Source organism: Rhodanobacter lindaniclasticus (assembly GCF_004799035.1).
Taxonomy (GTDB): domain Bacteria; phylum Pseudomonadota; class Gammaproteobacteria; order Xanthomonadales; family Rhodanobacteraceae; genus Rhodanobacter; species Rhodanobacter lindaniclasticus.
Genome location: NZ_MWIO01000007.1, coordinates 1 through 23620 on the forward strand (window position 1 = coordinate 1; position 23620 = coordinate 23620).

21 protein-coding genes are annotated in these 23620 nt (G+C 67.5%); 10 read left to right on the forward strand and 11 right to left on the reverse strand.

The window, feature by feature from the left end:
- Positions 1 to 494 precede the first annotated feature (494 nt).
- Positions 495 to 989: a hypothetical protein gene (locus B1991_RS01930; protein ID WP_136257026.1), complete on the forward strand. Its 495-nt coding sequence runs from the start codon at positions 495 to 497 to the stop codon at positions 987 to 989.
- A gap of 59 nt (positions 990 to 1048) precedes the next feature.
- On the opposite strand, the gene B1991_RS01935 is transcribed toward B1991_RS01930, so the two are convergent.
- On the reverse strand, positions 1049 to 1396 hold the full coding sequence (locus B1991_RS01935) for a hypothetical protein (protein ID WP_136257027.1): 348 nt from the start codon (positions 1394 to 1396) through the stop codon (positions 1049 to 1051).
- A gap of 363 nt (positions 1397 to 1759) precedes the next feature.
- On the opposite strand from B1991_RS01935, the gene B1991_RS01940 reads away from it, so the two are divergent.
- The 5 genes from B1991_RS01940 (at position 1760) to B1991_RS01960 (ending at position 9244) form a co-directional block, all read left to right on the forward strand.
- Positions 1760 to 2584, forward strand: coding sequence for a helix-turn-helix domain-containing protein (locus B1991_RS01940; protein ID WP_136257028.1), 825 nt, complete (start codon positions 1760 to 1762; stop codon positions 2582 to 2584).
- Positions 2585 to 2668: 84 nt separating this feature from the next.
- Positions 2669 to 3205, forward strand: coding sequence for a DUF1579 family protein (locus B1991_RS01945; RefSeq protein ID WP_136257029.1), 537 nt, complete (start codon positions 2669 to 2671; stop codon positions 3203 to 3205).
- A gap of 297 nt (positions 3206 to 3502) precedes the next feature.
- Complete coding sequence (locus tag B1991_RS01950; protein ID WP_136257030.1) at positions 3503 to 6157, forward strand: TonB-dependent receptor plug domain-containing protein; 2655 nt, start codon at positions 3503 to 3505, stop codon at positions 6155 to 6157.
- Positions 6158 to 6479: 322 nt separating this feature from the next.
- A complete protein-coding gene (locus B1991_RS01955) occupies positions 6480 to 7898 on the forward strand; it encodes an amidohydrolase (protein WP_136257079.1) in 1419 nt (472 codons plus the stop codon).
- Positions 7895 to 9244 (forward strand): amidohydrolase family protein, encoded by a 1350-nt coding sequence (locus B1991_RS01960; protein ID WP_136257031.1) that lies wholly within the window; start codon positions 7895 to 7897, stop codon positions 9242 to 9244. The genes B1991_RS01955 and B1991_RS01960 overlap by 4 nt, the downstream gene beginning before the upstream one ends.
- 250 nt (positions 9245 to 9494) lie before the next feature.
- Here B1991_RS01960 and purB read toward each other — a convergent pair whose 3' ends face one another.
- Positions 9495 to 10862 carry an adenylosuccinate lyase gene (purB, locus tag B1991_RS01965; RefSeq protein ID WP_136257032.1) on the reverse strand — a complete coding sequence of 456 codons (1368 nt, stop codon included), beginning with the start codon at positions 10860 to 10862 and terminating at the stop codon, positions 9495 to 9497.
- Positions 10863 to 11019: 157 nt separating this feature from the next.
- On the opposite strand from purB, the gene B1991_RS01970 reads away from it, so the two are divergent.
- Positions 11020 to 12402 carry a class II fumarate hydratase gene (locus tag B1991_RS01970; RefSeq protein WP_136257033.1) on the forward strand — a complete coding sequence of 461 codons (1383 nt, stop codon included), beginning with the start codon at positions 11020 to 11022 and terminating at the stop codon, positions 12400 to 12402.
- Between the two features lie 120 nt (positions 12403 to 12522).
- Here the strand turns inward: B1991_RS01970 and B1991_RS01975 are convergent, their stop codons facing one another.
- The 6 genes from B1991_RS01975 to B1991_RS02000 form a co-directional block, all read right to left on the reverse strand.
- Positions 12523 to 13215 carry a YggN family protein gene (locus B1991_RS01975; protein WP_136257034.1) on the reverse strand — a complete coding sequence of 231 codons (693 nt, stop codon included), beginning with the start codon at positions 13213 to 13215 and terminating at the stop codon, positions 12523 to 12525.
- A 34-nt stretch (positions 13216 to 13249) separates the two neighbouring features.
- Positions 13250 to 14209, reverse strand: a complete 960-nt coding sequence (locus B1991_RS01980; protein WP_136257035.1) for an ABC-2 transporter permease — start codon at positions 14207 to 14209, stop codon at positions 13250 to 13252.
- Positions 14206 to 15063: an ABC transporter ATP-binding protein gene (locus B1991_RS01985; RefSeq protein ID WP_136257036.1), complete on the reverse strand. Its 858-nt coding sequence runs from the start codon at positions 15061 to 15063 to the stop codon at positions 14206 to 14208. Before B1991_RS01985 ends, B1991_RS01980 begins: the two co-directional genes overlap by 4 nt.
- Complete coding sequence (locus B1991_RS01990; RefSeq protein ID WP_136257037.1) at positions 15060 to 15434, reverse strand: GntR family transcriptional regulator; 375 nt, start codon at positions 15432 to 15434, stop codon at positions 15060 to 15062. Before B1991_RS01990 ends, B1991_RS01985 begins: the two co-directional genes overlap by 4 nt.
- Positions 15435 to 15436: 2 nt before the next feature.
- The gene (locus B1991_RS01995) at positions 15437 to 15784 is read right to left on the reverse strand and encodes a hypothetical protein (RefSeq protein WP_136257038.1); all 348 of its coding nucleotides are present in this window, start codon (positions 15782 to 15784) and stop codon (positions 15437 to 15439) included.
- 313 nt (positions 15785 to 16097) lie between these two features.
- Complete coding sequence (locus tag B1991_RS02000) at positions 16098 to 17768, reverse strand: amidohydrolase (RefSeq protein ID WP_136257039.1); 1671 nt, start codon at positions 17766 to 17768, stop codon at positions 16098 to 16100.
- 127 nt (positions 17769 to 17895) lie between these two features.
- Between B1991_RS02000 and B1991_RS02005 the strand changes: the two genes are divergently transcribed.
- The 3 genes from B1991_RS02005 (at position 17896) to B1991_RS02015 (ending at position 20877) form a co-directional block, all read left to right on the forward strand.
- Entirely contained in the window at positions 17896 to 18870 is a 975-nt protein-coding gene (locus tag B1991_RS02005; RefSeq protein WP_136257040.1) for a LysR substrate-binding domain-containing protein, read from the forward strand.
- Positions 18871 to 18934: 64 nt separating this feature from the next.
- Positions 18935 to 20074 carry a pyridoxal phosphate-dependent aminotransferase gene (locus B1991_RS02010; protein ID WP_136257080.1) on the forward strand — a complete coding sequence of 380 codons (1140 nt, stop codon included), beginning with the start codon at positions 18935 to 18937 and terminating at the stop codon, positions 20072 to 20074.
- 2 nt (positions 20075 to 20076) lie between these two features.
- Positions 20077 to 20877 (forward strand): amidohydrolase, encoded by an 801-nt coding sequence (locus B1991_RS02015; protein ID WP_136257041.1) that lies wholly within the window; start codon positions 20077 to 20079, stop codon positions 20875 to 20877.
- Positions 20878 to 20992: 115 nt separating this feature from the next.
- On the opposite strand, the gene arsC is transcribed toward B1991_RS02015, so the two are convergent.
- The 3 genes from arsC to scpB are packed head-to-tail and all read right to left on the reverse strand — an operon-like array spanning position 20993 to position 23606.
- A complete protein-coding gene (gene arsC, locus B1991_RS02020; protein WP_136257042.1) occupies positions 20993 to 21337 on the reverse strand; it encodes an arsenate reductase (glutaredoxin) in 345 nt (114 codons plus the stop codon).
- A gap of 8 nt (positions 21338 to 21345) precedes the next feature.
- Positions 21346 to 22746 carry a pseudouridine synthase gene (locus B1991_RS02025; RefSeq protein WP_136257043.1) on the reverse strand — a complete coding sequence of 467 codons (1401 nt, stop codon included), beginning with the start codon at positions 22744 to 22746 and terminating at the stop codon, positions 21346 to 21348.
- Positions 22743 to 23606 (reverse strand): SMC-Scp complex subunit ScpB, encoded by an 864-nt coding sequence (gene scpB / locus B1991_RS02030; RefSeq protein ID WP_136257044.1) that lies wholly within the window; start codon positions 23604 to 23606, stop codon positions 22743 to 22745. The genes B1991_RS02025 and scpB overlap by 4 nt, the downstream gene beginning before the upstream one ends.
- Positions 23607 to 23620 lie beyond the last annotated feature (14 nt).

Below are 23620 nucleotides of genomic sequence, written 5' to 3' on the forward strand. Positions count from 1 at the left end.
ACATAAGTGTACTTCTTATTGAATAACTTAAATGACGTCTGAGACTCACAGCTCATTATTCGTCGGAAGCGTCAGATGATGACAAGCGACAGGTATGGGGCTTAGTGAAAGTGTCCGCAGAATCGGGGTAGAACCCTCTTTCCCGTCGGAACCCGACTCTTTTTCACCGGAGCGCGACTCTTTTCCAGCGGAACGCGGCACCCGACAGAGCCACGCCTGGCTCTTTTTCCTCGGCGCGCGACTCTTTTTCGGTCGCGCCTGGCTCTGCGGGGTCGGCTCCCGGCTCTTTCCCGGTGGAACCGGGCTTTTCCCCGCGCTCGCGCGGGATCGCCGGCACGGGCGAGGGCTTGCCCGCGCAGTCGCGCGAGTCGTGCACCTACGCTGCATCGCCTTTTGAGCCTACGGCTGACGGGTGGGTAGCGGGCGGGTGGCACGTTACGCTGCGGCGCCGGCCAACGGACCGGCTTGTCTGCAACTCAATCAATGGAGTGAACATGCCTCAGAACCTGATCGATATCGACCTGAATGCCGAAGAGCTGGCGGCCATCGACAACGCCCTGGCTGCACTGGAGACGGGCTTTGCCTCGCTGATCGCGCTGACGCCCGACCAGCGTCACGGGCTGACCAAGATGGGCGACAAGTCCGAGGCGTTCTGCCGGCAGGCCGGTCACGTGTTCACCGACAACCCCGGCGTGCTGCCCGGCAATTTCGACCTAGCGGGTTACCAGCGCGACATCGCCACGCTGGATGCGTTGCGCCCGCGTCTGGTGCGGCTGGGCAAGCTGCATCAGCGCGGCGTCGACACCGAGATGGCGGTCGGCAGTGACCTGATGACCAATGCGCTGGAGGGTTACGCGGTGCTGAAGGTGGCCGGCAAGGGGCAGGGGCTGGATGAGGCGCGCAAGGCGCTGGCCGCCCGTTTCGCCCGCGGTCCGCGCAATCCCGCACCGGCCAGTGAGCCGGCGCCGGGCGAGCCGCTGCCGGCCTGATTCGTCATTTCCTGAAGTGGAAGAGGCCCCGCAAGCGGGGCCTCTTTTTTTGCTGGCGATCAGTGGCGCTGGCGGTGGATGGCGCGGCTGTTGCGGTTTTCCGCGCGGTTGAGGCGGCGGGTTTCGCCCTTGGTCAGGTGGCCGTTGTGCTTCGCTTCGGCGGCGCTTTCGCGCTGGGCGATGTTGGCGGCGCGGCGCTGGTCATTGGCCGCCTGCTTCGGCGTGATGGTGCCGTTGGCGACGCCTTTCGCGATGCGCGCCTGCTGGTTGTCGATGCGCTGGTTGACCTCGTTGACGCGGGGGTGACCGGGGACGGTGGTGTCGGCGGCCATCGCGCTGGCGCTGGCGAACGCGGTGCAGGCGATCAGGCTGAGCAGACCGAGGCGGATCATCGAAGCGTGGTTCATGACGGTGTCCTTCAGTGTGTGAGGCCGGCGGTGGGGTACTGCCATGTCGTGCCGGACGAACGGCGGCATGCCGGAAGGAGAACGCCGCTCGGGGCCACGGGTTGACGGCGTCACAAACGGGTCAGGTCCACTTTCCCGAACCGGCCTCGTTTCCGGCCCAATCATTTCTGTTGCCCCGGTGGACAGACGCCGGCGAGTCACGCAATGAGGATGGCGACGACGAATGGCGATTCGGCGATCTGCTCTACCGTACAGATGCCGCTCACCTGCGCACGCCGGGTTCCTTGCCCTGCATTCCGGCCCATGCTCCCCCCGTTTCACGCCCGCTAACATGCGGCGGACTTTCCTGCAGCAGGTGCAAACATGGTGTCGACGAACGCAGGCTTCGCGCAGCCGCATCCGCCGATTGGCGCGTTGCTGCGCGAGTGGCGCACCACCCGACGCATGAGCCAGCTCGAGCTGGCGCTGGAAGCGGGCATCTCTGCCCGGCACCTGAGCTACGTCGAAACAGGGAAAGCACGCGCCAGCCGCGAGTTGATCGGCCGGCTGGCGGATGTGTTCGCCATGCCGCTGCGCGAGCGCAACGCGCTGCTGCTGGCCGGTGGCTACGCGCCGCAGTATCAGGAGAACGCGCTGGCGGCGCCGGCGTTGGAGCGGATGCGGCAGGCGATCGAGCTGATCATCGCGCACCAGGAGCCTTATCCCGCCTTCGTCATCGACCGGCAATGGAACGTGCTGATGGCCAACGCTGCGGCGGTGCGGGTCAATCAGCTGCTGATGGACGGCCGCGAGAGCCGGCATGCCAACCTGCTGCACCAGGTGTTCGATCCGGACGATTTCCGCTCGGTGATCGTCAACTGGCCGGAGGTGGCGGAAAAGTTCATTCGCCATGTCCATGAGCAGCTCGCCGCCGTGCCGACCGATCGCACGCTGCAGGATCTGCTGGCCGACGTGCTGGCTTATCGCGACGTGCCCGCGCACTGGCGTCTCCGCGATCTGCAGGACATGCCGGCGCCGGTGCTCACGCTGGTATTCCGCAGCCGGCTGGGTGAGCTGCGTTTCTTCGAGACCATCACGACGTTCTCGATGCCGCGCGACGTGACGCTGGACGAGCTGCGCATCGAATGCGCGTTCCCCGCCGACGACCACACCGCCGCGGTCTGTGCCGGGCTGGCGGCATCGGCCTGATGCGCGCATGACCTGACAGGTTATTGAGCGCGCCGGCCCGGCCGTCCATCCTCGGCGCCTCTCGAAACCATCAGGATCGTCACGATGAACAAGCCTTTCGCATCACTCCGGCGCTGGGTGCCGGCCCTCGCCATGTCGCTTGCTGTCGGGTCGGCGACGGCCGCATCGCAGGCCGCGCCGCCGTACGCCCGGCTCGCAGGGCACTGGACCGTGCAGCAGTCGATGTGGACAACGCCGGGGGCGCCTGCGGTGGTCGATCACGGCACCGCGACCTATGCCCTGGTGCTCGGCGATCGCGACTTGCGGCAGCAGCTTCGCATCGCGTCGAGCAAGCCGTTCGAGGGCCTGGGATATATCGGCCGGGACGGTGCCACCGGCAGGTATTTCAGCAGTTGGATGGATACCAATTTCTCGGGGATGATCCTTGCCCGCGGCAGCTACGACGCGGCGAGCCGGAGCTACACGTTCACCGGCGAGATGGCCGGCAACGACGGCTCGCCGGTGCCGGTGCGCGAAGTCATGCGCATCGCCGACGACGATCATTTCGTCTACGAGTACTACGAGACCCGCAACGGCAAGGAGGCCCTGGCCGTCAGCCTGCAGTACACGCGGCTGGACTGAGTGGCCGGCCCGGGCTCTACCGCGTTTTGCCGTACCGACACAAACGGGGCCAGGTCCACTTTCCCGAACCGGCCTCGTTTCGAGCTGTTTCCCTGCGCCGTTCCCGCCGGCCCAAGCATTTCTGTTGCCCCGGTGGATAGACGCCGGCGAGTCGCGTGACGAGTGCACCCATCGGCAAGGCTGTCGCCACGAAAGTGATCCCGCGCACGTACTACCAATGGAGGCCTTTTTCGACGCCAGGGGTCGGAGTAGCTTGCGTTGAGGGGGGAGTGCAGCGGCCATGCGGAGGGAGTCAACATGCATAACCATGCAGGGATCAACGTGGTTCTTTTGCGCGCCATTCGCGCGGCGCTTGCCGCCGCGGCGCTGGTCGCGTGCTCGGTGCAGGCGCAGGACGCGGGTGCGTCGGACAGCGGACAGGCCCAGGCGACCGCGGCACAGGGAAGCAACCCGGCGGCGAAGGCCAAGTCGACCACCACCCTGCAGGAAGTGGTGGTGACCGGCACGCACCGGGCCGGCCTGTCGCCGACCGAATCCATTTCGCCGATCGATGCATTCAGCGGCAGCCAGATCGCGAAGCAGTCGTCGGCAGACCTCACCGACGCGCTGACCAACATCGTGCCGTCGCTGACTACCCAGCGCTTTCCCATCGCCGACGGCACGTCGTTCGTGCGGCCGGTGTCGCTGCGCAACCTGTCGCCCGACCAGACCCTGGTGCTGGTCGACGGCGTGCGCTTCCACCGTTCGGCGCTGGTCAACCTGCAGATCGATCCGCTGGGTACCTTCAACCAGGGCGCGCAGGCGGTCGATTTCTCGGTGTTCCCGTCCAACGCGATCGAGCGCGTCGAAGTGCTGCGTGATGGCGCCTCGGTGCTGTACGGATCGGACGCGATCGCCGGCGTGGTCAACGTCATCCTCAAGAAGGCTTCCTCGGGCGTGACGGTCAGCGCGCAGGTGGGCCAGTACGGCAAGGGCGATGGCAACCTGCGGCGCTACGACGCCGATGCGGGATTCCCGCTCGGCGCCGATGGTTTCGTGCACGTGAGTGCCGAGCGCGAAACCACCGACCCCACCTCGCGCGGGATGCCGCAAGCGGACGCGGCGGCCGTCGCGGCCGCGGTCGGTGCGGACCAGGTGCCGTACGACGGCTTCGGCCAGCGCTGGGGCGACCCGCAGACCAAGACCAACAAGCTGTTCGTCAACGCCGGCCTGCCGCTGGCCGGCGACGCGCAGCTCTACGCCACGGGCAGCTTCATGGACAAGAAGGTCCTGTCCAGCTTCTTCTATCGCAACCCGGTCTTGCCGGCCCAGTACGGCATCGGCGGCCGCTCCACCCTGGTCAGCTACGCCGATGGCACCCTGACCCCGGCGAACGCGCCCCAGTCGCTGGTGGACAGCATCGTGGCCGGTGGTGGCGACCCGGCGAACTACCTCACGGCCAACGCGGCAAGCCCCAGCGGCTGGGTGCTGCTGAACCCGATCTACACGCAGTTCCCGGGCGGCTACAGCCCGCTGTTCGGTGCGGACATCAGCGATCACCAGCTGGTCGGCGGCGTGCGTGGCGGCGGGCAGAGCAACCTGCAGTGGGACCTGCACTACCGCACCGGCAGCAACGAGGTCGACTACCAGCTGAAGGGTTCGATCAACCCGAGCCTGGGCAGCCTGTCGCCCACCAACTTCCACCCCGGCAAGCTGACCCAGCGCGAGCAGGGCGCCGGTGCGGATTTCGTCCGTTCGTTCGACGACTCGCCGCTCACGCTCGCCTTCGGCGCGAATTGGCGCCAGGAGACCTACATCATCCACCAGGGCGACGCCGGTTCGATCGAGGTGGGGCCGACCGCGTCGGTGTTCGGGGTGGGCTCGGATGCCTTCCAGGGCTTCCCGGCCAACGCGGCCGGGCGCTTCACGCAGAACAGCGAGGCCGCCTACGTCGACGCCGAGACGAACTTCACCGACCAGTGGTCCGGCGCGGCGGCCGTGCGCTACGAGCGTGCGGACAACTACGGCTCCAAGATCGTGTACAAGCTTTCCAGCCGTTACGCGTTCACCGACGCGTTCGCGCTGCGCGGTACGTACAACACCGGCTTCCGCACGCCGACCCCGGGCCAGGCGAACACGCTGAATGTCACCACCACGGCGAACGCCCAGGGTGGCTTGATACCCGCCGGCACCTATCCGGTCGACAACCCGGTGGCGCGCGCGCTCGGTTCCAAGCCGCTGAAGACCGAAACCTCCAGGAGCCTGTCCCTCGGCGCCGTGTGGACGCCACTCGACAACGTCACGACAACCCTGGACTACTACCGGATCAGGATCGACGACCGCATCGGCCTGGTCAGCAACAGCGTGACCCAGGCCACCGTGGACCAGCTCGCCGCCGGCGGCTATCCGAACGCGCAGTTGCTGCTCGGCAGCGACGCCAGTTATTTCGGCAATGCGTTCGGGTCCGACATCCGCGGCATCGACTTCGTGGTCGATACGCGGCATCAGCTGGGCAATGGCAGGCTCAACATCGACTTCCGCTACAACCGCAACAAGCAGAACGTGGTCAAGGTGCAGCCGGACACGCTCAACGACGATTTCGTGTACGACCTCGAACACCAGGTGCCCAGGAGCCGGTCGGTGCTCAGCTTCGACTACGCGCTGCACCGATTCGACGCCATCGCGCGGATCAACCATTACGGCAGCTGGAGCACCACGGTCGGCCTGTTCGGCAGCAACAACCCGCCGGAGGACGTGAATCACTACAGCGGCAAGACGCTGCTCGATCTGGAGGCCAGCTACAAGTTCAACGACACCTTGTCGGTGGCCATTGGCGGCAACAACGTCTTCGACACCTACCCCGGCAAGGAGCAGAACGCCACGCTGCAGTTCCTTGGCGTCAAATACGCGCTCACCTCGCCGTTCGGTTTCAACGGGGCGTTCTGGTACGCGCGCGTGACAGCCAGCTTCTGACCGGTCGTCGCCATGCTGGACCGTCTCCCCGGGTGTACCCGGGGAGACGGCAGGTTCAGCCGCGGGCTCCATCCACGGCGCAGGGCGGTCGAGAACGAAGAGGACGACCACCGCCAGCGTGGTCCCGCCCGTGATGGCCCAGCCGACGAGCGCACTCTCCGCAGCCGCGGTAGCTGGCACACCGCCCCGCGCCTCCGCAAGCGAGACTTTGCCGCCGCTTCCATGTACGGTTTGCGGACGGCGACAACGGACGCGCCGCACATCGCCGCCAGGGTTGGCGTGGCTTGGGGCCGACTCGGGAGCAAAGATGAAATCGTCATGTATGCGCGCGGCGATGCTTGCCGCATGGCTGGGGGTATCCGTCGGGGTGGCCGCCCAGGCCGCGACACCGCAACCCACCGAATTCCCGTCGAACGCCTTTCCGTCCACCTACCAGCCGCTGCCCTCGCAGACCACGCTGATCCAGCACGCGACGATCTACACGGGTACCGGCGAGCGCATCGACGATGGGTCGGTGCTGCTGCGTGACGGCAAGGTCGCGGCGATCGGCAAGCAGGTCGAGGCGCCGGCCGGTGCGGTGGTGATCGATGCCGAGGGCAAGTTCGTCACGCCCGGGCTGATCGACGTGCATTCGCATCTGGGCGTCTATCCGTCGCCATCGGTGGAGGCCACCGCCAACGGCAACGAGATGACCAACCCGACCACGCCGCAGGTGATGGCCGAGCATTCGGTGTGGCCGCAGGACCCGGGCTTCAACACCGCGCGCGCCGGTGGCGTGACCACGCTGGAAATCCTGCCCGGTTCCGGCAACCTGATCGGCGGCCGCAGCGTGGTGTTGAAGAACGTGCCGGCCACCACGGTGCAGGGAATGAAATTTCCGGATGCGCCGTACGGCCTGAAGATGGCCTGTGGCGAGAACCCGATGCGGGTCTACGGCAGCCGCCACCAGTTTCCGTCGACGCTGATGGGCGACGTCGCCGGCTACCGGCAGGCCTTCGCCGATGCGCAGGCCTACGACCGCGAGTGGAAGGCGTGGGAAGCCAAGGTCAAGGCCAAGGGTGCCGCCGATGCCGGCCCGCCGCCCAAGCGCGACCTCGGCAAGGAAACCCTGGCCGAGGTGCTCGACGGCAGGATCCGCGTGCAGATGCACTGCTACCGCGCCGACGAGATGGCCGCCTTGCTCGATGTGGCGCAGGAGTTCGATTTCAAGATCGCCGCGTTCCACCACGCCGTCGAGGCGTACAAGATTCCGCACCTGCTGGCCAAGGCCGACACCTGCGCGGCGATGTGGGCCGACTGGTGGGGCTTCAAGATGGAAGCGTGGGACGGCATCCGCGCCAACATCGCGATGGTCGATGCCGGCGGCGCCTGCGCGATGATCCACTCGGACGACGAGAACGGCATCCAGCGCCTCAACCAGGAAGTGGCCAAGGCGCTGGCGGCAGGGCGGCGCGCCGGGCTCGACATCAGCAAGGAGCACGCGGTGATGTGGATGACGCTCAACCCGGCCAAGGCGCTGGGCCTGGCCGACCGCATCGGCTCGCTGGAACCGGGCAAGGATGCCGACGTGGTGATCTGGAGCGCCGACCCGTTCAGCGTCTACGCGCGCACCGAGAAGGTGTTCCTCGACGGCGCCGTGGTGTACGAACGCGACGATCCGCAGCGGCAATCGACCTCCGATTTCATGCTGGGCAGCTTCATCGACCCGCATGCCGACGCCGCAGGGGAGGGCGCACGATGAAATACCTGACCATGATCCTGGCGATGCTGTGCGTCGCCTGCAGCCCCGCCGACCGTTCGGACGGCTATGCCGACAACGCGGCGGCTCGCTCCGCCGTCCATGCGGACGGCAAGACCTACGCCATCACCGGCGGCACCGTGTACACGCTGGGCGCCGCCGGCAAGATCGAGCACGGCACGGTGCTGGTCAAGGACGGCAAGATTGCCGCGGTCGGCGCCAACGTCGACATTCCCGCCGATGCCGAGCGCATCGACGCCAGCGGCAAGATCGTCACGCCCGGCATCTTCGATCCGCAAAGCCAGTTCGGCATCGTCGAAGTCGGCGCGGTCAAGGAAACCCGCGATGCCTCGGCCGGCGACTCGCGTTTCAGTGCGGCGTTCGACGTGGCCGACGCGATCAACCCGCGCTCGGTGCTGATCCCGGTCAACCGCATCGCCGGCGTGACCCGCGCGATGGTCTCGCCGACCAACGGCGACAAGCACATCATCGCCGGCCGCGGCGCCATCATCGACCTGGGTTCCACCGAAGGCTTCATCCATCGCGACGCGGCGGCGATGTTTGCCGCGCTGGGCGAAACCGGCGCCGAACAGGCCGGCGGCTCGCGTGCGGCGGCGATGCTGGCGCTGCGCGAGGCGCTGCAGGATGCGAAGGACTACGCCGACAACACCAGCGCCTACGCCAGCAACCAGCGCCGCAAGTACGCGCTGACGCGGCTGGACCTGGAGGCGCTCGGTCCGGTGCTGGCGGGCGAGGAACCGCTGGTGCTCCACGTCGAACGTGCCAGCGACATCGAGGCGGCACTGCGGCTGGCCCGCGACTTCAAACTGAAGCTGGTCGTCTCCGGCGGCGCCGAGGCGTGGATGGTCGCCGACGAACTGGCCGCCGCCCATGTGCCGGTGCTGCTCAATCCGCTGGAAGACCTGCCGGCGCACTTCGAGACGCTGGGCTCGACGCTGGAGAACGCCGCGCGCCTGCAGAAGGCCGGCGTGCTGATCGCCTTCGCCACCGGCGACACCCACAACGCGCGCAACGTCACCCAGGCGGCCGGCAACGCGGTGGCCAACGGCCTGCCGTGGCTCGATGCGCTGAAGGCGCTGATGCTGAATCCGGCGCGGATCTACGGCATGGACCAGGACGTGGGTACGCTGGAGCAGGGCAAGCTGGCCGACGTGGTGGTCTGGAGCGGCGATCCGCTGGAGCTGTCGACCTTCGCCGACCAGGTGTTCATCGCCGGCCGCAGGGTTCCCATGGTCAGCCGGCAGACCATGCTGCGTGACCGCTACATGCAGGCGATCCGCGATCAGCATGCCATGTCGCCGGGGTACATCAAGCCGATGGCGCTGTAAGCCATTCTTCCCGTGGCAGGGCAGGCAGTGCCCGCCGCCGGTGGTTTGGGCGAAGAGCGACCCCACCCCGGCCCTCCCCTGCAAGCAGGGGAGGGAGCAAGGCGCGGGGCCCATGCTCGTCGCCTTTTTGTAGGAGCGCACCCTGTGCGCGATGCCTTTCGTTACGTAGCGAAGAGCATCGCGCACAGGGTGCGCTCCTACAGGGTTTGCGTTGGATTGTGCGGGTCGCTCGGGGCTACGCGACAGGCAGTCAGACGTCCCTGGCCAGCTCTTCGGCCAGCCCGGTATAGCCGCCCGGCGTCAGCTCCAGCAGGCGCTGCTTCGCTTCCGTCGGCAGCTCGAGCCCGGCGATGAACTCGCGCATCGACTCGCGCGTGATGCCGTGGCCGCGGGTCAGTGCCTTGAGCTGTTCGTAGGGTTGCGGCAGGCCGTAGCGGCGCATCACGGTCTGCACGGCTTCGGCGAGCACCTCCCAGCTGGCGTCGAGGTCGGCGGTGATGCGCTCGGCGTTGACGTTGAGTTTGCCCAGGCCTTTCTTCAGCGATTCCAGCGCCACCAGCGTGTGGCCGAAGGCGGTGCCGAGTGCGCGCAGCACGGTGGAGTCGGTGAGATCGCGCTGCCAGCGGCTGATCGGCAGCTTCTCGGCGAAGTGGCCGAGCAGCGCGTTGGCGAGGCCGAAGTTGCCTTCGGCATTCTCGAAGTCGATCGGGTTGACCTTGTGCGGCATGGTCGAGGAACCGACTTCGCCGGCCTTCAGCGTCTGCTTGAAATAGCCGAGCGAGATGTAGCCCCAGATGTCGCGGGCCAGGTCGACCAGGATGGTGTTGGCGCGGCGTACCGCGTCGCAGTATTCGGCGACGTTGTCGTGCGGCTCGATCTGGGTGGTGTAGGCGTTGTAGTCGAGGCCGAGGCTGGCCACGAAGCGCTGCGAGAACGCGCGCCAGTCCAGTTCCGGGTAGGTGACGACGTGGGCGTTGTAGTTGCCGACCGCGCCGTTGATCTTGCCGGAGATCTCCACCGCCACCAGTTGCCGGCGCTGCCGCTCCAGGCGCGCCACCACGTTGGCGAGCTCCTTGCCCAGCGTGCTGGGCGAGGCGGTCTGGCCGTGCGTGCGCGAGAGCAGCGGCAAGCCGGCGTTGTCATGCGCCATGTGGCGCAGCGTGTCGATCACCGCGTCGAGCTGCGGCAGCAGCACGCCGCGGCGCGCGTCGCGCAGCATCAGCGCGTAGGAGAGGTTGTTGATGTCCTCGCTGGTGCAGGCGAAGTGCACGAACTCCTTCGCCTGCGCCAGCCCGGCGTCGGCGCCGATCTTTTCCTTGATGAAGTACTCGACCGCCTTGACGTCGTGGTTGGTGGTGGCCTCGATCGCCTTGATCCGCTCGCCGTCCGCCTCGCTGAAGTTTTCCGCGATGGCCTTCAGGGTGGCGACCTGGCCCGCGTCGAAGGCGGGCAGTTCGACGATCTTCGGCTCGGCGGCCAGCGCCAGCAGCCATTCGATCTCCACCTGCACGCGCCGATGCATCAGCCCGAACTCGCTGAAGATCGGACGCAGCGCTTCGACCTTGCCGGCGTAGCGGCCGTCCAGCGGCGACAGGGCAGTGAGGGCGTGGTTGGGCATCGGGGCGTTCCGGCGAGGGGAAACTGCCATTTTACATTGCCGGCGAGTCCGTGCCCGGCGGCCTATAGTGGGCGGACGTGACCGTCTCCCGTGCACCCTGAGCGTGGCGCCGAACGGTCCAGGCAATGCCATGGTCCCACCCCGAAGGATTTCCCCAATGAGCAGTTTCCGCATCGAACACGACAGCATGGGCGAGCTGCAAGTCCCGGCTGACGCGCTGTATGGCGCGCAGACCCAGCGCGCGATCGACAACTTCCCGATTTCCGGCCTGCACCTGCCGCGCCCGTTCATCCGTGCGCTGGGGTTGATCAAGGCCGCCGCGGCCGACGTGAACCTGGCGCTGGGGCACCTGAAGAAGAACCAGGCCGCGGCGATCCGCAAGGCGGCGCTGGCGGTGGCGGACGGCCAGTACGACGCGCAGTTCCCGATCGACATCTTCCAGACCGGCTCGGGCACCAGCACCAACATGAATGCGAACGAGGTGATCGCGCACCTGGCGGTGGCCGCGGGCGCGAAGGTGCATCCGAACGACCACGTCAATTACGGGCAGAGCTCGAACGACGTGATCCCCACCACCATCCACGTCAGCGCCACGTTGACCACCAGCGAGCAACTGCTGCCGGCGCTGAAGCACCTGAAGAAGGCGATCGACAAGCGCGCCCGCGAACTGAGGAACACGCCCAAGACCGGCCGCACCCACCTGATGGACGCGATGCCGATCACCTTCGGGCAGGAACTGTCGGGCTGGGCGGCGCAGATCGGCGCGGCGATCGAGCGGATCGAGGATGCGCTGAAGCGCATGCGCCGGCTGCCGCAGGGCGGCACGGCGGTGGGCACCGGCATCAACGCCGATCCGAAGTTCGGCCCGGCGATGGCCGCGCAGCTGAAGAAGCTGACCGGCGTGAAGTTCGAGTCGGCGGAGAACTATTTCGAGGGCATGGCCGCGCAGGATGCGGCGGTGGAGCTGTCCGGCGCACTGAAGGCGCTGGCGGTGGCGCTGATGAAGATCGCCAACGACCTGCGCTGGATGAACTCAGGCCCGCTGGCCGGCCTGGGCGAGATCGAGCTGCCGGCGCTGCAGCCGGGGTCGTCGATCATGCCGGGCAAGGTCAATCCGGTGATCCCCGAGGCGGTGGCGATGGTGGCCGCGCAGGTGATCGGCAACGATGCCTCGATCACCATCGCCGGCCAGTCGGGCAACTTCCAGCTCAACGTGATGCTGCCGCTGATCGCGCACAACCTGCTGCAGTCGATCGGCATCCTGGCCAATGTCAGCGTGCTGCTGGCGGACAAGTCCATTGCCGGGTTCAAGGTCAACAAGGCGCGGGTGAACCAGGCGCTGGCGATGAACCCGATCCTGGTCACCGCGTTGAACCCGGTGATCGGCTACGAGAAGGGCGCGGCCACCGCCAAGCAGGCGTACAAGCAGCACCGACCGATCATGGACGTGGCGCTGGAAACCACCGGCCTGTCGAAGGAGGAGCTGAAGAAGCTGCTTGATCCGATGGCGCTGACGCGTGGCGGCATCCACGAAAAATAGACAACCCGAGATTCGGTATTCGCAAAGGCATCGCCCGCGAGCGGGCTCCTGCAGCCTCCGTCATTCCGTAGGAGCCCGCTCGCGGGCGATGCCTTTGCTCTTGCGATCCCGAACCACGGCTCAGAACGACAGCACGGTCACGCCTTTCTTGTGGCCCGAGTTGGCAATGTTCTTGTCGCAGTCCTGCACGTCTTCCTGCGTCATCGTCGCGTAAGGCTTGAACGCGGGCATCGCGGTTGCCAGCTGCTGCTGGGCAGCGCGCAGGTCGGGCAGGCGTTTGCACAGTTCGAGGGCAGCGGCCTGGATGCGGTCGGTCTGCGGCTTGATGGCCGCCTCGATTTCCGCGTCGCTCTTGCCACTGAACGCGCCGCTCAGCGCTGCGCTGGCGGCATGCATGCCCAGGTCGGCGCCTTGCGTGCCTATTTCCATGCCGGCCTCGGCGATGGCGATGACGCGATGGCGGTAATCCAACAGCAGAGCCTGCTGCTCCGGTGTGGCCGTGACCTTCTTGCCGTCGATCAACAGATCGCCCTGCGGCGTGATCTGGGCTTTGGAGGTCGCGCGGCCCAGCCGCAGGGAGTTGCCGACATGGACGGTGTCCACGTCGATGTTCCCGGTCGCCAGCTCCTGCCGGGCCTTCTGCATGGCGTTGTCGACGCGGCGGGCCACCCACGAGGTGGGCGCCTTGTCACCGGCAGTTTGTGCGGTGGTTGCCGAGGAGGCCGGCTGGGAGTCGGTGTGACCCGACTGGCCGCAGGCCGCCAGTGGCAACAGCAGGGCCAGGGCGATGGCGTTGAGCGTGAGGGATTTCATGGGTGCTTCTCCAAGTCGGGTGTCGGAACGCAACTCAGCTGTCGTCGCGCCAGCGGCGGAACCAGATCGCGCCGGCCAGCATGGCGATGGCTGCAGCGACGCCGATCCAGAGGTCCATCGAGCCCAACGCGCTGTAGCTGTGCATCACGCTCAGGCTGGAGAGCACGGCCGCCGGGCTGTCGCCGCCGATGCCGCTGACCTCGCTGAACCAGCCGCCCGGGAACACGCTACCCAGGATGCGGGCCACCACGCCACGCCAGTACCAGTCGTTGGAGATATTCAGCGTGCCCAGCAGGTTGAACCAGCCGATCACGATGCCCACGCCCACCGGCAAGGCCACCGCCCACAGGAAGGGCTTGCTGCGTGCCCAGGCCGAGCAGAGCATCAGCCAGCCCACCGTCGGCAGCGCCCACAGCACATAGAGCGGGATCGAGCCGACCAGGTTGGCCATCACCTGCAGCGGGTGCGACAGGCCCAGCAGGTGCCACACGCTGACGCCATGCAGGGACAGGGTGATGGCGAACATCAGCAGCATCACGAGGCCGGTGAGGGCGCCCACGACCACCGCGATCAACGGCGCGACCACCGTGGCCGAGACGACCTTGGACAGCACGGTCGCGGTGTCCGACACCGGCAGGGATTTCCAGAACAGGATGCTGCGGTCGCGGCGATCGTCGTAGAGTGCGCCGAGGCAGTAGAAGAACACCACGAAGCCGAGCACGATGCCGATGATCATGGTGGAGGAGTACATCACCAGGTCCAGCCCGGCGCCGACCGCCTCCATCGACTGCTTGTCCAGTTCCTGGGTGAGCAGGTGCAGGTTGTTGCTGCCGATGCCCAGGTGGAAGCCCATCTGCCGGCCCATCACCTCGCCGGTCACGATGCCCATCAGGTTCAGCACCAGGAAAATCGCGGCCGTGATCACCGGCGCGCGCAGGAAGCCGCCGCGGTGCTCCCAGAATTCGCGTTTGACCAACCAAAGGAAGGTGTTCATGCGTAGGTTCCCTTCATGGTGGCGACGAACAGGTCGCTGATGGATGGCCGGCGGGTTTCGCCCAGCGCCTCCAGTTGCGCGCGTCCGACACCGTCGAACAGAAAGATGCTCTTGCCGAAGACCTGGCGTTCGTCCAGCGGCTTCAGCGCACGGGCCGCGTCGGCGCGGTCGGCGTTGACCATCACCTCGATGTAGCGCTCGCCCACGGCGTCCATGTCCGCGTCGAGCACGATCCTGCCGTCGCGGATGAACATCAGGTCGGTGAGGATGTGCTCGACTTCCTCCACCTGGTGGGTGGTGACGATGATGGTCTTGTTCTCGTCGAAGTAGTCCTCCAGCAGGTTCTGGTAGAACTGCTTGCGGTAGAGGATGTCCAGGCCCAGGGTCGGCTCGTCCAGGATCAGCAGCTTGGCGTCGATGGCCATCACCAGCGCCAGGTGCAGCTGCACGATCATGCCCTTGGACATCTGCCGCACGCGCTGTTCGGGCTGCAGCTTGGTGCGGGCAAGAAAGGCCTCGCACTTGGTGCGGTCGAAGCGCGGGTGCACGTGGGCGACGAAGTCGACCACTTCACGCACGCGGATCCAGCGCGGCAGCACCGCCACGTCGGCGATGAAGCACACCTCGCCCATCAGCCGGTCGCGCTGCTTGCGCGGGTCGAAACCCAGCACGTTCAGCTCGCCGGTGAAGTCGGTCAGGCCCAGGATGGCCTTCAGGGCGGTGGTCTTGCCGGCACCGTTGGGGCCGATCAGGCCGACGATGCGCCCCGGTTCGACCTGGAAACTGACGTTGTCCAGCGCGACCGCCGACTTGTAACGCTTGCCGAGGCCGCTGGCCGTGATTACCGCGCTCATGCTGATGGCTCCTGGTGGCTGTCGGCTTCCCGCATCAGGGTCTTGAGATCCAGTCCGAGGCGCTGGAGGCGGGCATGCAGCGCCGGCCATTCCTCGCGCAGGAAGCGCTCGCGTTCGGATTTGAGCAGCGCATCGCGCGCCCCTTCGATGACAAACATGCCCAGACCCCTCCTTTTCTCCACGAGTTGTTCGTCGACCAGTTCCTGGTACGCCTTCGATACGGTCAGCGGGTTGATCTGATAATCCGCCGCTACCTGGCGTACCGACGGCAGCGGGTCGCCTTCGTTCAAGGCGCCGTCCAGGATCATCGCCACCACACGCTGGTGCAGTTGGCGATAGATCGGGACGCTGTCGTTCCAGGCGATGGTCATGGTTATTCCTTCGTGATGCGGCCGAACTTCTTGCCAAACGAATAGTAGGGCATGACCCACTGCGACCCGAGCAGGCCCAGCGGCTCGATCGCCTCGCCCAGACGCAGCTGCGCGTCGGCAGGCACGGCGGCCAGGTTGGCGGCGCTGCCGTCGTCGATCAGTGCCGCGGCACGCCGTTCGGCGGCGTTCGGGCGCACGGTGACGGGGGCCAGGTTGGTGACGTGGGCCGGCTCGCTGGCATGGCTGGTGCCGACCGGCTGCCAGGCGTCGACGTTGTACAGCACGGCGCGCAGGCTCGCGAAGGTGAGCAGGATGGCCGCGGCGCCGGCGATCAGTTTGTACGCTTTCATGTCGAACCTCCTTTGGTGCTCTGGGTGAGTGGTGTTGTAGTGAACTATAACACCGACTTTTGAACCGTCAAGGGGCGCGAGCGGGGTCAGGGGCATGACTGATGGGCTAGGGAGCCGGGGGGTGGGGAATCGGGCACAGGAAAGGCAGCAGGACGCTTTGCGGATTGGCGTCCAATCCCCATTCCCGGTTCGATTCCGTCCACCCTTGGCGTAGCGGCGCAGCCACGGCGTCGAAGGGCGCGCCTCGTCGGAGCGCCAGAAAACAAGAGGCCGGCTTCTCGGCCGGCCTCTTGCGTGTCGCGTGGGGTACCGTTCAATCCTTGGCCGCGTACACCTGTTTGCCGCCGACCCAGGTCTGCAGCACCTTGGTGTTCCAGAGCTTGCTGGCCGGATCCTTGAAGATGTCGTGGTCGACCAGGATGAAGTCGGCCCATTTGCCGGGTTCCAGCGTGCCGAGGCGCTGCTCGGCATGTTCGGCATACGCCGCATCGAGGGTGAAGGCGCGCAGGGCCTGGGTCAGGCTCAAGTCCTGCTGCGGATACCAGCCGCCGGGCGGTTGTCCCTGGTGGTCTTCGCGGGTGACGGCCGAGTACAGGCCGTAGAACGGGTTGGGCGATTCCACCGGAAAGTCCGAGCCGGCGGCGATCACCGTGCCCTGTTTCAGGAAGCGCTGCCAGGCATAGGCGCCGGCGATCCGCGCGTGGCCGATGCGGTCCTCCGCCATGTTCATGTCGGAGGTGGCGTGGGTGGGCTGCATCGAGGCAATCAGTTGCAGCGGCAAGAAGCGCGGGATGTCTTGCAGCGAGACGATCTGCGCGTGCTCGACGCGGTTGCGCAAGGCCTTGGCGTCGGGATGGCTGCGGTAGGCCGCGGCGAAGCTGTCCAGCACTTCGCGGTTGGCGCGATCGCCGATCGCGTGGATGCCGACCTGATAACCCTTGGCGAACGCCTTGTCGATCTTGGCTGTCATGGTGGCCGGCGACATGAACAGCAGGCCGCTGTTGTGCGGATCGTCGGAGTAGGGCTTGAGCATTGCGGCGCCGCGGCTGCCCAGCGCGCCGTCGGCGAACAGCTTGACCGCGCGCACGGTGAGGAAGTCGTCGCCGTAGCCGATCAGCGGGCCGTCCTTGCTGATGACGTCGAAGGACTCGCCGGTGTCGCGGATCATCGCGTAGATGCGCGCGGTCAACTTGTGCGCATCGGCGTACTGCCGGTACAGCCGGTAGTTGTCCAGGTCGATGCCGGCATCGCTGACGCCGGTGAGGCCGACGCGGGCCATCTCGGCCAGCGCGGTGTCCAGCGCAGCGGCTTTTTCCGCCGCGGTCAGCGCCGGCACGTGGGCGTCGACCAGCTCGGTGGCGCCGTCGACGAACACGCCGGCCGGGTTGCCCTGCGCGTCGCGCTCGATGCGCCCGCCGTGCGGGTCGGCCGTGGCTCGGGTCACGCCGGCGAGCTTGATCGCCGCGCTGTTGGCCCAGGCGGCGTGGCCGTCGACGCGACTCAGCCACACCGGCCGGTCGGCGACCGCGGTATCGAGCTCGGCGGCGGTGGGGAAGCGACCGAGTTTCCAGATCACCTGGTTCCAGCCGCCGCCGCGGATCCATTTCGCCTGCGGATGCGCCTGGGCGTATGCCTTCACCTTGGCCAGCGCTTCGTCCAGCGAGCGGATCTCGCTGAGGTCCACGCTGTTGCGCGCGTAGCCCAGTTCCAGCACGTGGCCGTGGGCGTCGATCAGACCGGGCAGCAGGGTCTGGCCGTGGCCGTCGATCACGCGGGCGCCATCGGCGCGTGGCTGCAGTTCGGCCGTGCTGCCGGTGGCCACCACCTTGCCGTCATCGACCAGCAGCGCCTGGAACTGCTGCAACTTGCCCTGGCTGTCCAGCGTGTAGCCGTTGACGTTGCTGACCAGCAGGTCGGCGGCGTGGCCCAGCGGGGCGCTCGCCAGCAACACGGCGAACAGGAGCATGCGCGGGAACGGAGTCATGCGGGGATTCCGGCAGTCGGGTGCGCCAGTGTGTCAATGCCGGCCGGCAATTTCCAGCGGCGGCAGGCGCAGTCGAACCGCGGTGCTACGCTGGCACGATGGCCGTGGTTCGCACATGGATACGAAGATGACGCAATTGAGCGGTGCCTTGCAGGATCTGAACGACCTGTACTTCTTTGCGGCGGTAGTCGAGCACGGCGGCTTCTCCGCCGCCGGCCGCGCGCTGGGCGTACCCAAGTCGCGCCTGAGCAAGCGGGTGGCCCAGCTGGAGGAGCGCCTGGGCGTGCGCCTGCTGCAACGAACCACCCGCCGGTTCGTGGTTACCGAGGTCGGCGAGCGCTTCTACACGCATTGCCGTGCGGTGCTGGAAGAGGCCCAGGCGGCGCAGGACGCGGTGGACGAGTTGCGCGCCGAGCCGCGCGGCGTCGTGCGCCTGAGCTGCCCGGTCTCGCTGGCGCAGACCGTGCTGGCGTACCTGCTGCCGGATTTCCTGGCGATGTACCCGAAGATGCAGGTGCGCCTGCTGGCGAACGATCGCCGCATCGACGTGATCGGCGAGGGTTTCGACCTGGCCATCCGCGTGCGCAGCAAGCTGGACACCGACGCCAACCTGGTGATGCGCAGTTTCGGCCATTCCAGCACCACCCTGGTAGCCAGCCCTGCGCTGCTGAAGATCACCGGGCGCCCGACCACGCCGGCGGAACTGGCCAGGTTGCCTGCGCTGTCGATGCGCGAGCATGAGGGAGCGCAGGTGTGGGAACTGATCGACGCCAGCGGCGAGCAGGTCAACGTGGAGGTGCAGGCGCGCCTGATCACCGGCGATTTCGCCGTGCTGCTGGAGGCTGCCCGCCGCGGCCTGGGCGTGGCCCTGCTGCCGGAGTTCACGTGCGCGCCGGCGATTGCCGCCGGCGAACTGGAAGTGGTGTTGCCGGACTGGACCATGCCCGAGGGCATCATGCATTTCGTCTACCCCAGCCGGCGCGGCATGCTGCCGGGCGTGCGCGCGCTGGTCGATTTCCTGGCCGAACGCCTGCCGGAAACCACGTTGCTGAAACATCAGCAGTGCCGCGCACGCACGCTGGACGCGCTGCCGCCTGCCTGATGCAGGCGGCCCGTCCAATGCGCTACGCTGATTCTTTTATGGACATCCAAACGGCCAGATGACGATGATTGAAACCAAGCTGCCCAAGGTCGGTACGACGATTTTCAGCGTGATGAGCCAGTTGGCGGTGCAGCACCAGGCGGTCAACCTCGGCCAGGGATTCCCCGATTTCGAACCGCCGCCGGAACTGCGCGATGCATTGACGCGGGCGATGAACGCAGGCAAGAACCAGTACGCCCCGATGCACGGCACCGCCGGCCTGCGCGAGCAGATCGCGCTGAAGACCGAGCGCCTGTACGGGCGCAAGCTCGACGTCGATACCGACATCACGGTCACCTCCGGTGCCACCGAGGCGATCTTCGCGGCGATCGCCGCGACGGTGCGCGCGGGCGAAGAGGTGATCGTGTTCGACCCGGCCTACGACTGCTACGAGCCGGCGATCGAACTGCAGGGTGCGCGCGCGGTGCACATTCCGCTGACCGTGCCGGCGTTCGCGATCGACTGGCAGCGCGTGCGCGACGCGGTGACGCCGAAGACGCGCATGATCCTCATCAACACCCCGCACAATCCGTCCGGTGCGGTGCTCTCGGCGGCCGACCTGGACGAGCTGGCGGCAATCGTGCGCGACACCGGCATCGTGGTGCTGTCCGATGAGGTGTACGAGCACATCGTCTACGATGGTGCCCACGAGAGCGTGCTGCGCCACCCGGAGCTGGCCGAGCGCAGCATCGTGGTTTCCTCGTTCGGCAAGACCTACCACTGCACCGGCTGGAAGGTCGGTTACGCGGTGGCGCCGGCCGCGTTGTCGGCCGAGTTCCGCAAGGTGCACCAGTACCTGACCTTCTGCACGTTCCATCCGGCGCAGGTGGCCTTCGCCGAATTCATGGCCAGCACGCCGCAGCACTACCTGGAGTTGCCGGCGTTCTACCGGGCCAAGCGCGATCGCTTCCGCGCGCTGCTGGCGCCCTCGCGTTTCAAGTTGCTCGACGTGCCGGGCGGCTATTTCCAGCTGGTCGATTACTCGGCGATCCGCGACGAGGACGATCTCGCCTTCAGTCGATGGCTGGTGGAGCAGGGCGGGGTGGCGACGATTCCGCTGACGCCGTTCTGCGAACGCCCGCCGGGCACCCGCCTGTTGCGCCTGTGCTTCGCCAAGAGCGACGCCACCATGGAGGCGGCCGCCGAGCGGCTGTGCCGGCTGTGACCATGCTGCCGCTGACCGTGTCGCTGGTGCAGGGCGCCACGCGCTGGCACGACGCGCCGGCCAACCGCGATTACTACGGCGAGCTGGTGCGTCGTGCGCGCGGCAGTGACCTGGTGGTGCTGCCGGAGACCTTTCTGTCCGGCTTCAGCAACGACACCCGCGCCAGTGCCGACACGATGGAGGGCGAGAGCCTGCCCTGGCTGCGCGCGCTGGCTGCCGAGGTGGGGGCGGTGGTCTGCGGCAGTCTGGCCATCCGCGAGGACGAGGTGGTCTACAACCGCCTGTTGTGGATGCGCCCGGATGGCAGCTTCGAGCAGTACGACAAGCGCCACCTGTTCCGCATGGCCGGCGAGCACACCCGCTACGGCAGCGGCAGCCGGCGGCCGATCGTGGGGCTCAAGGGTTGGCGCATCCTGCCGCAGGTCTGCTACGACCTGCGTTTCCCGGTGTGGCTGCGCAATCGCCGGCTCGCCTCGGCCAGCGGCGGCATGGATTACGACCTGGCCGTGTTCGTGGCGAACTGGCCGGCCGCGCGGCGCCACCCGTGGCGCACCTTGCTGCGCGCGCGGGCGATCGAGAACCTTGCCTGCGTGGTCGGCGTGAACCGGGTCGGCGTGGACGGCAACGAGATTGCCTATGCCGGCGACAGCGCGGTGATCGATCCGGTGGGCGAGGCGATGGTGGAACTGGGCGCGCAGGAACAGGTGGTCACCGTCACTCTCGACCCGGCCCCGCTGCTGGCGCATCGCGAACGCTTCCCGGCATGGATGGATGCGGACTCATTCACGCTTGACGCGGATTGACGAGCGCTGACCGTCACCGGACGCGTGTAGGAGCCCGCTCGCGGGCGATGCTCCTGCGCTCTTGCGAATCCCGAATCCTCAATCCCATCCAGGGGCATCGCCCGCGAGCGGGCTCCTACAAGATGGCCAGCACCGCTTCCGGCGGCCGGCCGATCACGGCCTTGCCGTTGGCGACCACGATCGGCCGCTCGATCAGCCGTGGATGCGCCACCATGGCGGCGATCAGTGCCTGGTCATCGAGCGAGGGCGAATCCAGGCCGAGCTCGGCGTATTCCGCTTCGCCGGTGCGCAGCAGTTGCCGTGCGGTCATGCCCAGTTGCTTGAGCAGGCCGCTCAGTTCCTTCGCGGTGGGCGGCGTGTCGAGGTAGTTGATCACTTCCACGTCGTCGGCACGGCCCTGCAGCAGGGCCAGCGTGGCGCGCGACTTGGAGCAGCGGTTGTTGTGGTAGATGCGGATCATCGACGGCCTCAGCGATTGCCGGAGCGGTTGCCGCCGCGGCCCGGCGGACGTCCGCCGCCGTGGCCCTTGGGCCGCGGGCTGCCTGGGGCGCGGTTGCCGCCCTGGCCACGGCCGGCGTGGCCGGGACGGTTGGCGGGAGCACGGTTGCCGTTGTTGCCGCTGGCGCCGGCGTACGGGTTGCCGGCTGCGGGCGCGCCGCGCGACCGGCCGCCGGCCGCACCGCGATTGCCGGTGGTCGCGCCGGCCAGGCCGCGCCGACCGCTGGGACGGGGGCTGCCATCGCGGGATTCGCCGGCAAACCAGGTGCGCACCGAAGGCAGCTCCTGGCCCGGTGCCACGCGGCGACCCTTGCCGCGCCGCTTCGCATTCCCCGGTGTGCGCTCCGGGGTCGCCACGTTGCCGTTGACCTCGCGGCCGTTGCGCGGCGCGGACTTGCGGCCGCGCACGGGCTCTTCGCGGATGCGGTCGTAGGCGCGCAACTCGCGCGCTTCGTCCTGGCCGCTGGTCCAGGCGCTGCCGGTGCCGCGCTCCGGACGGTATTCGGTGACGCCGCGCGTGGCGCGGCGCTGGTGCAGGATCGGACTCAGCGTCAGCACCGGCTGGGCGAGGCCGAGCCCGCTGGTCTGGCGCAGCTGCTTGACGCTCTCGGCGTCGAGTGCCTCGCATTCGCCGCGGCGCAGGTTGCGCGGCAACTCGATGCGGCCGTAGCGGATGCGCTTGAGCCGGCTGACCAGGAAGCCCTGCGAATCCCACAACCGGCGCACTTCGCGGTTGCGGCCTTCGCGGATCACCACGCGGAACCAGCTGTGGCTGCCACCGCGGCTGATCACGGCGATCTCGTCGAAGCGGGCAGGGCCGTCTTCCAGCTCCACGCCGGCCTTCAGGCGTTCGATGACCTCGTCCGGCACCTCGCCATGCACACGGCAGAGGTATTCGCGCTCCATGCCGCTCTTGGGATGCATCAGGCCGTTGGCCAGTTCACCGTCGGTGGTCAGCAGCAGCAGGCCGGTGGTGTTGATGTCCAGCCGGCCCACGGCAACCCATCGGGCGCCCTTGAGCTGGGGCAACTGCTCGAACACGGTGGGCCGGCCTTCGGGGTCCTCGCGGGTGGTCAGTACACCTTCGGGCTTGTGGTAGATCAGCACCTCGGCGTCGTTGCGGTTGTCGGTGGCCACCACGAACTGCTTGCCGTCCATGACCACGCGGTCACCGGCCTTGACGCTCATGCCGATCTCGGCGGGGCTGCCGTTGAGTTCGATCTCGCCGGCCTGGATGCGCTGCTCCAGCATGCGGCGCGAACCGAGGCCGGCGTTGGCGAGCACCTTGTGCAGGCGCTCCTCCAGGGCGGGGCCGTCGGCGGGGCGCGTATCGCGCTTCAGGGTAAGAACGGATTTTTGCGGCGCAGTCATGCGCTTTGCTCCTTGGTATCTTGATCGTCGGCGTCGGTTTCGACGGCCGTGGTCGTCGGGCTGGCCGAAGGCGAACCGGGATGGTCGGCGGCTTCGTCGGACCCGGATGGGCCGCTGGACGCCTGGGCGTCGGCGGCGAGGGTGGGGTGATGGGCGTCGTCCGGTGATCCGGAGTCCGACTCGGCGTCGGGCAACGGTTCGCGCGGGGAGTCGGTCTCGTCCGGATCGGTCGCTTCCGCAACCAGGTCATCCGCCTCGGCGTCCGGGTCGATGGGCAGGTCGCGGGCGATGCGCGCCGGCAGCGGCTCGGGCTCGAAGCGCATCTGCGGATCCTCCATGTCGCGGATCTCCGACAGCGGCGGCAACTGGTCGAGCGATTTCAGGTTGAAGTAGTCGAGGAAGGCGCGCGTGGTGCCGAACAGCGCCGGCTTGCCGGGCACGTCGCGATGGCCGACCACGCGAATCCACTCGCGCTCCTCCATCGTCTTGATGATGTTGGATGACACCACCACGCCGCGGATCTGCTCGATCTCGGGGCGGGTGATCGGCTGCCGGTAGGCGATCAGCGCCAGCGTTTCCAGCAGGGCGCGCGAGTAGCGGCTGGGCCGCTCGGTCCACATCCGCGAGATCCACGGGTGCACCTCCTGGCGTACCTGGTAGCGGAAGCCGGAGGCGACCTCCTTCAGTTCGATGCCGCGCCCTGCGCAGTCGTCCGCCAGGGATTCCAGCGCCTGGGCGATTTGCTGCGAGCCGACGTCCTCGTCCTCGTTGAACAGGTCGCCGAGCTGGTGCAGGGTCATCGGTTGGGTCGACGCCAGCAAGGCGGCCTCGATGATGGATTTGAGTTGGTCAATCTGCATGGGTTCGAGTCGGT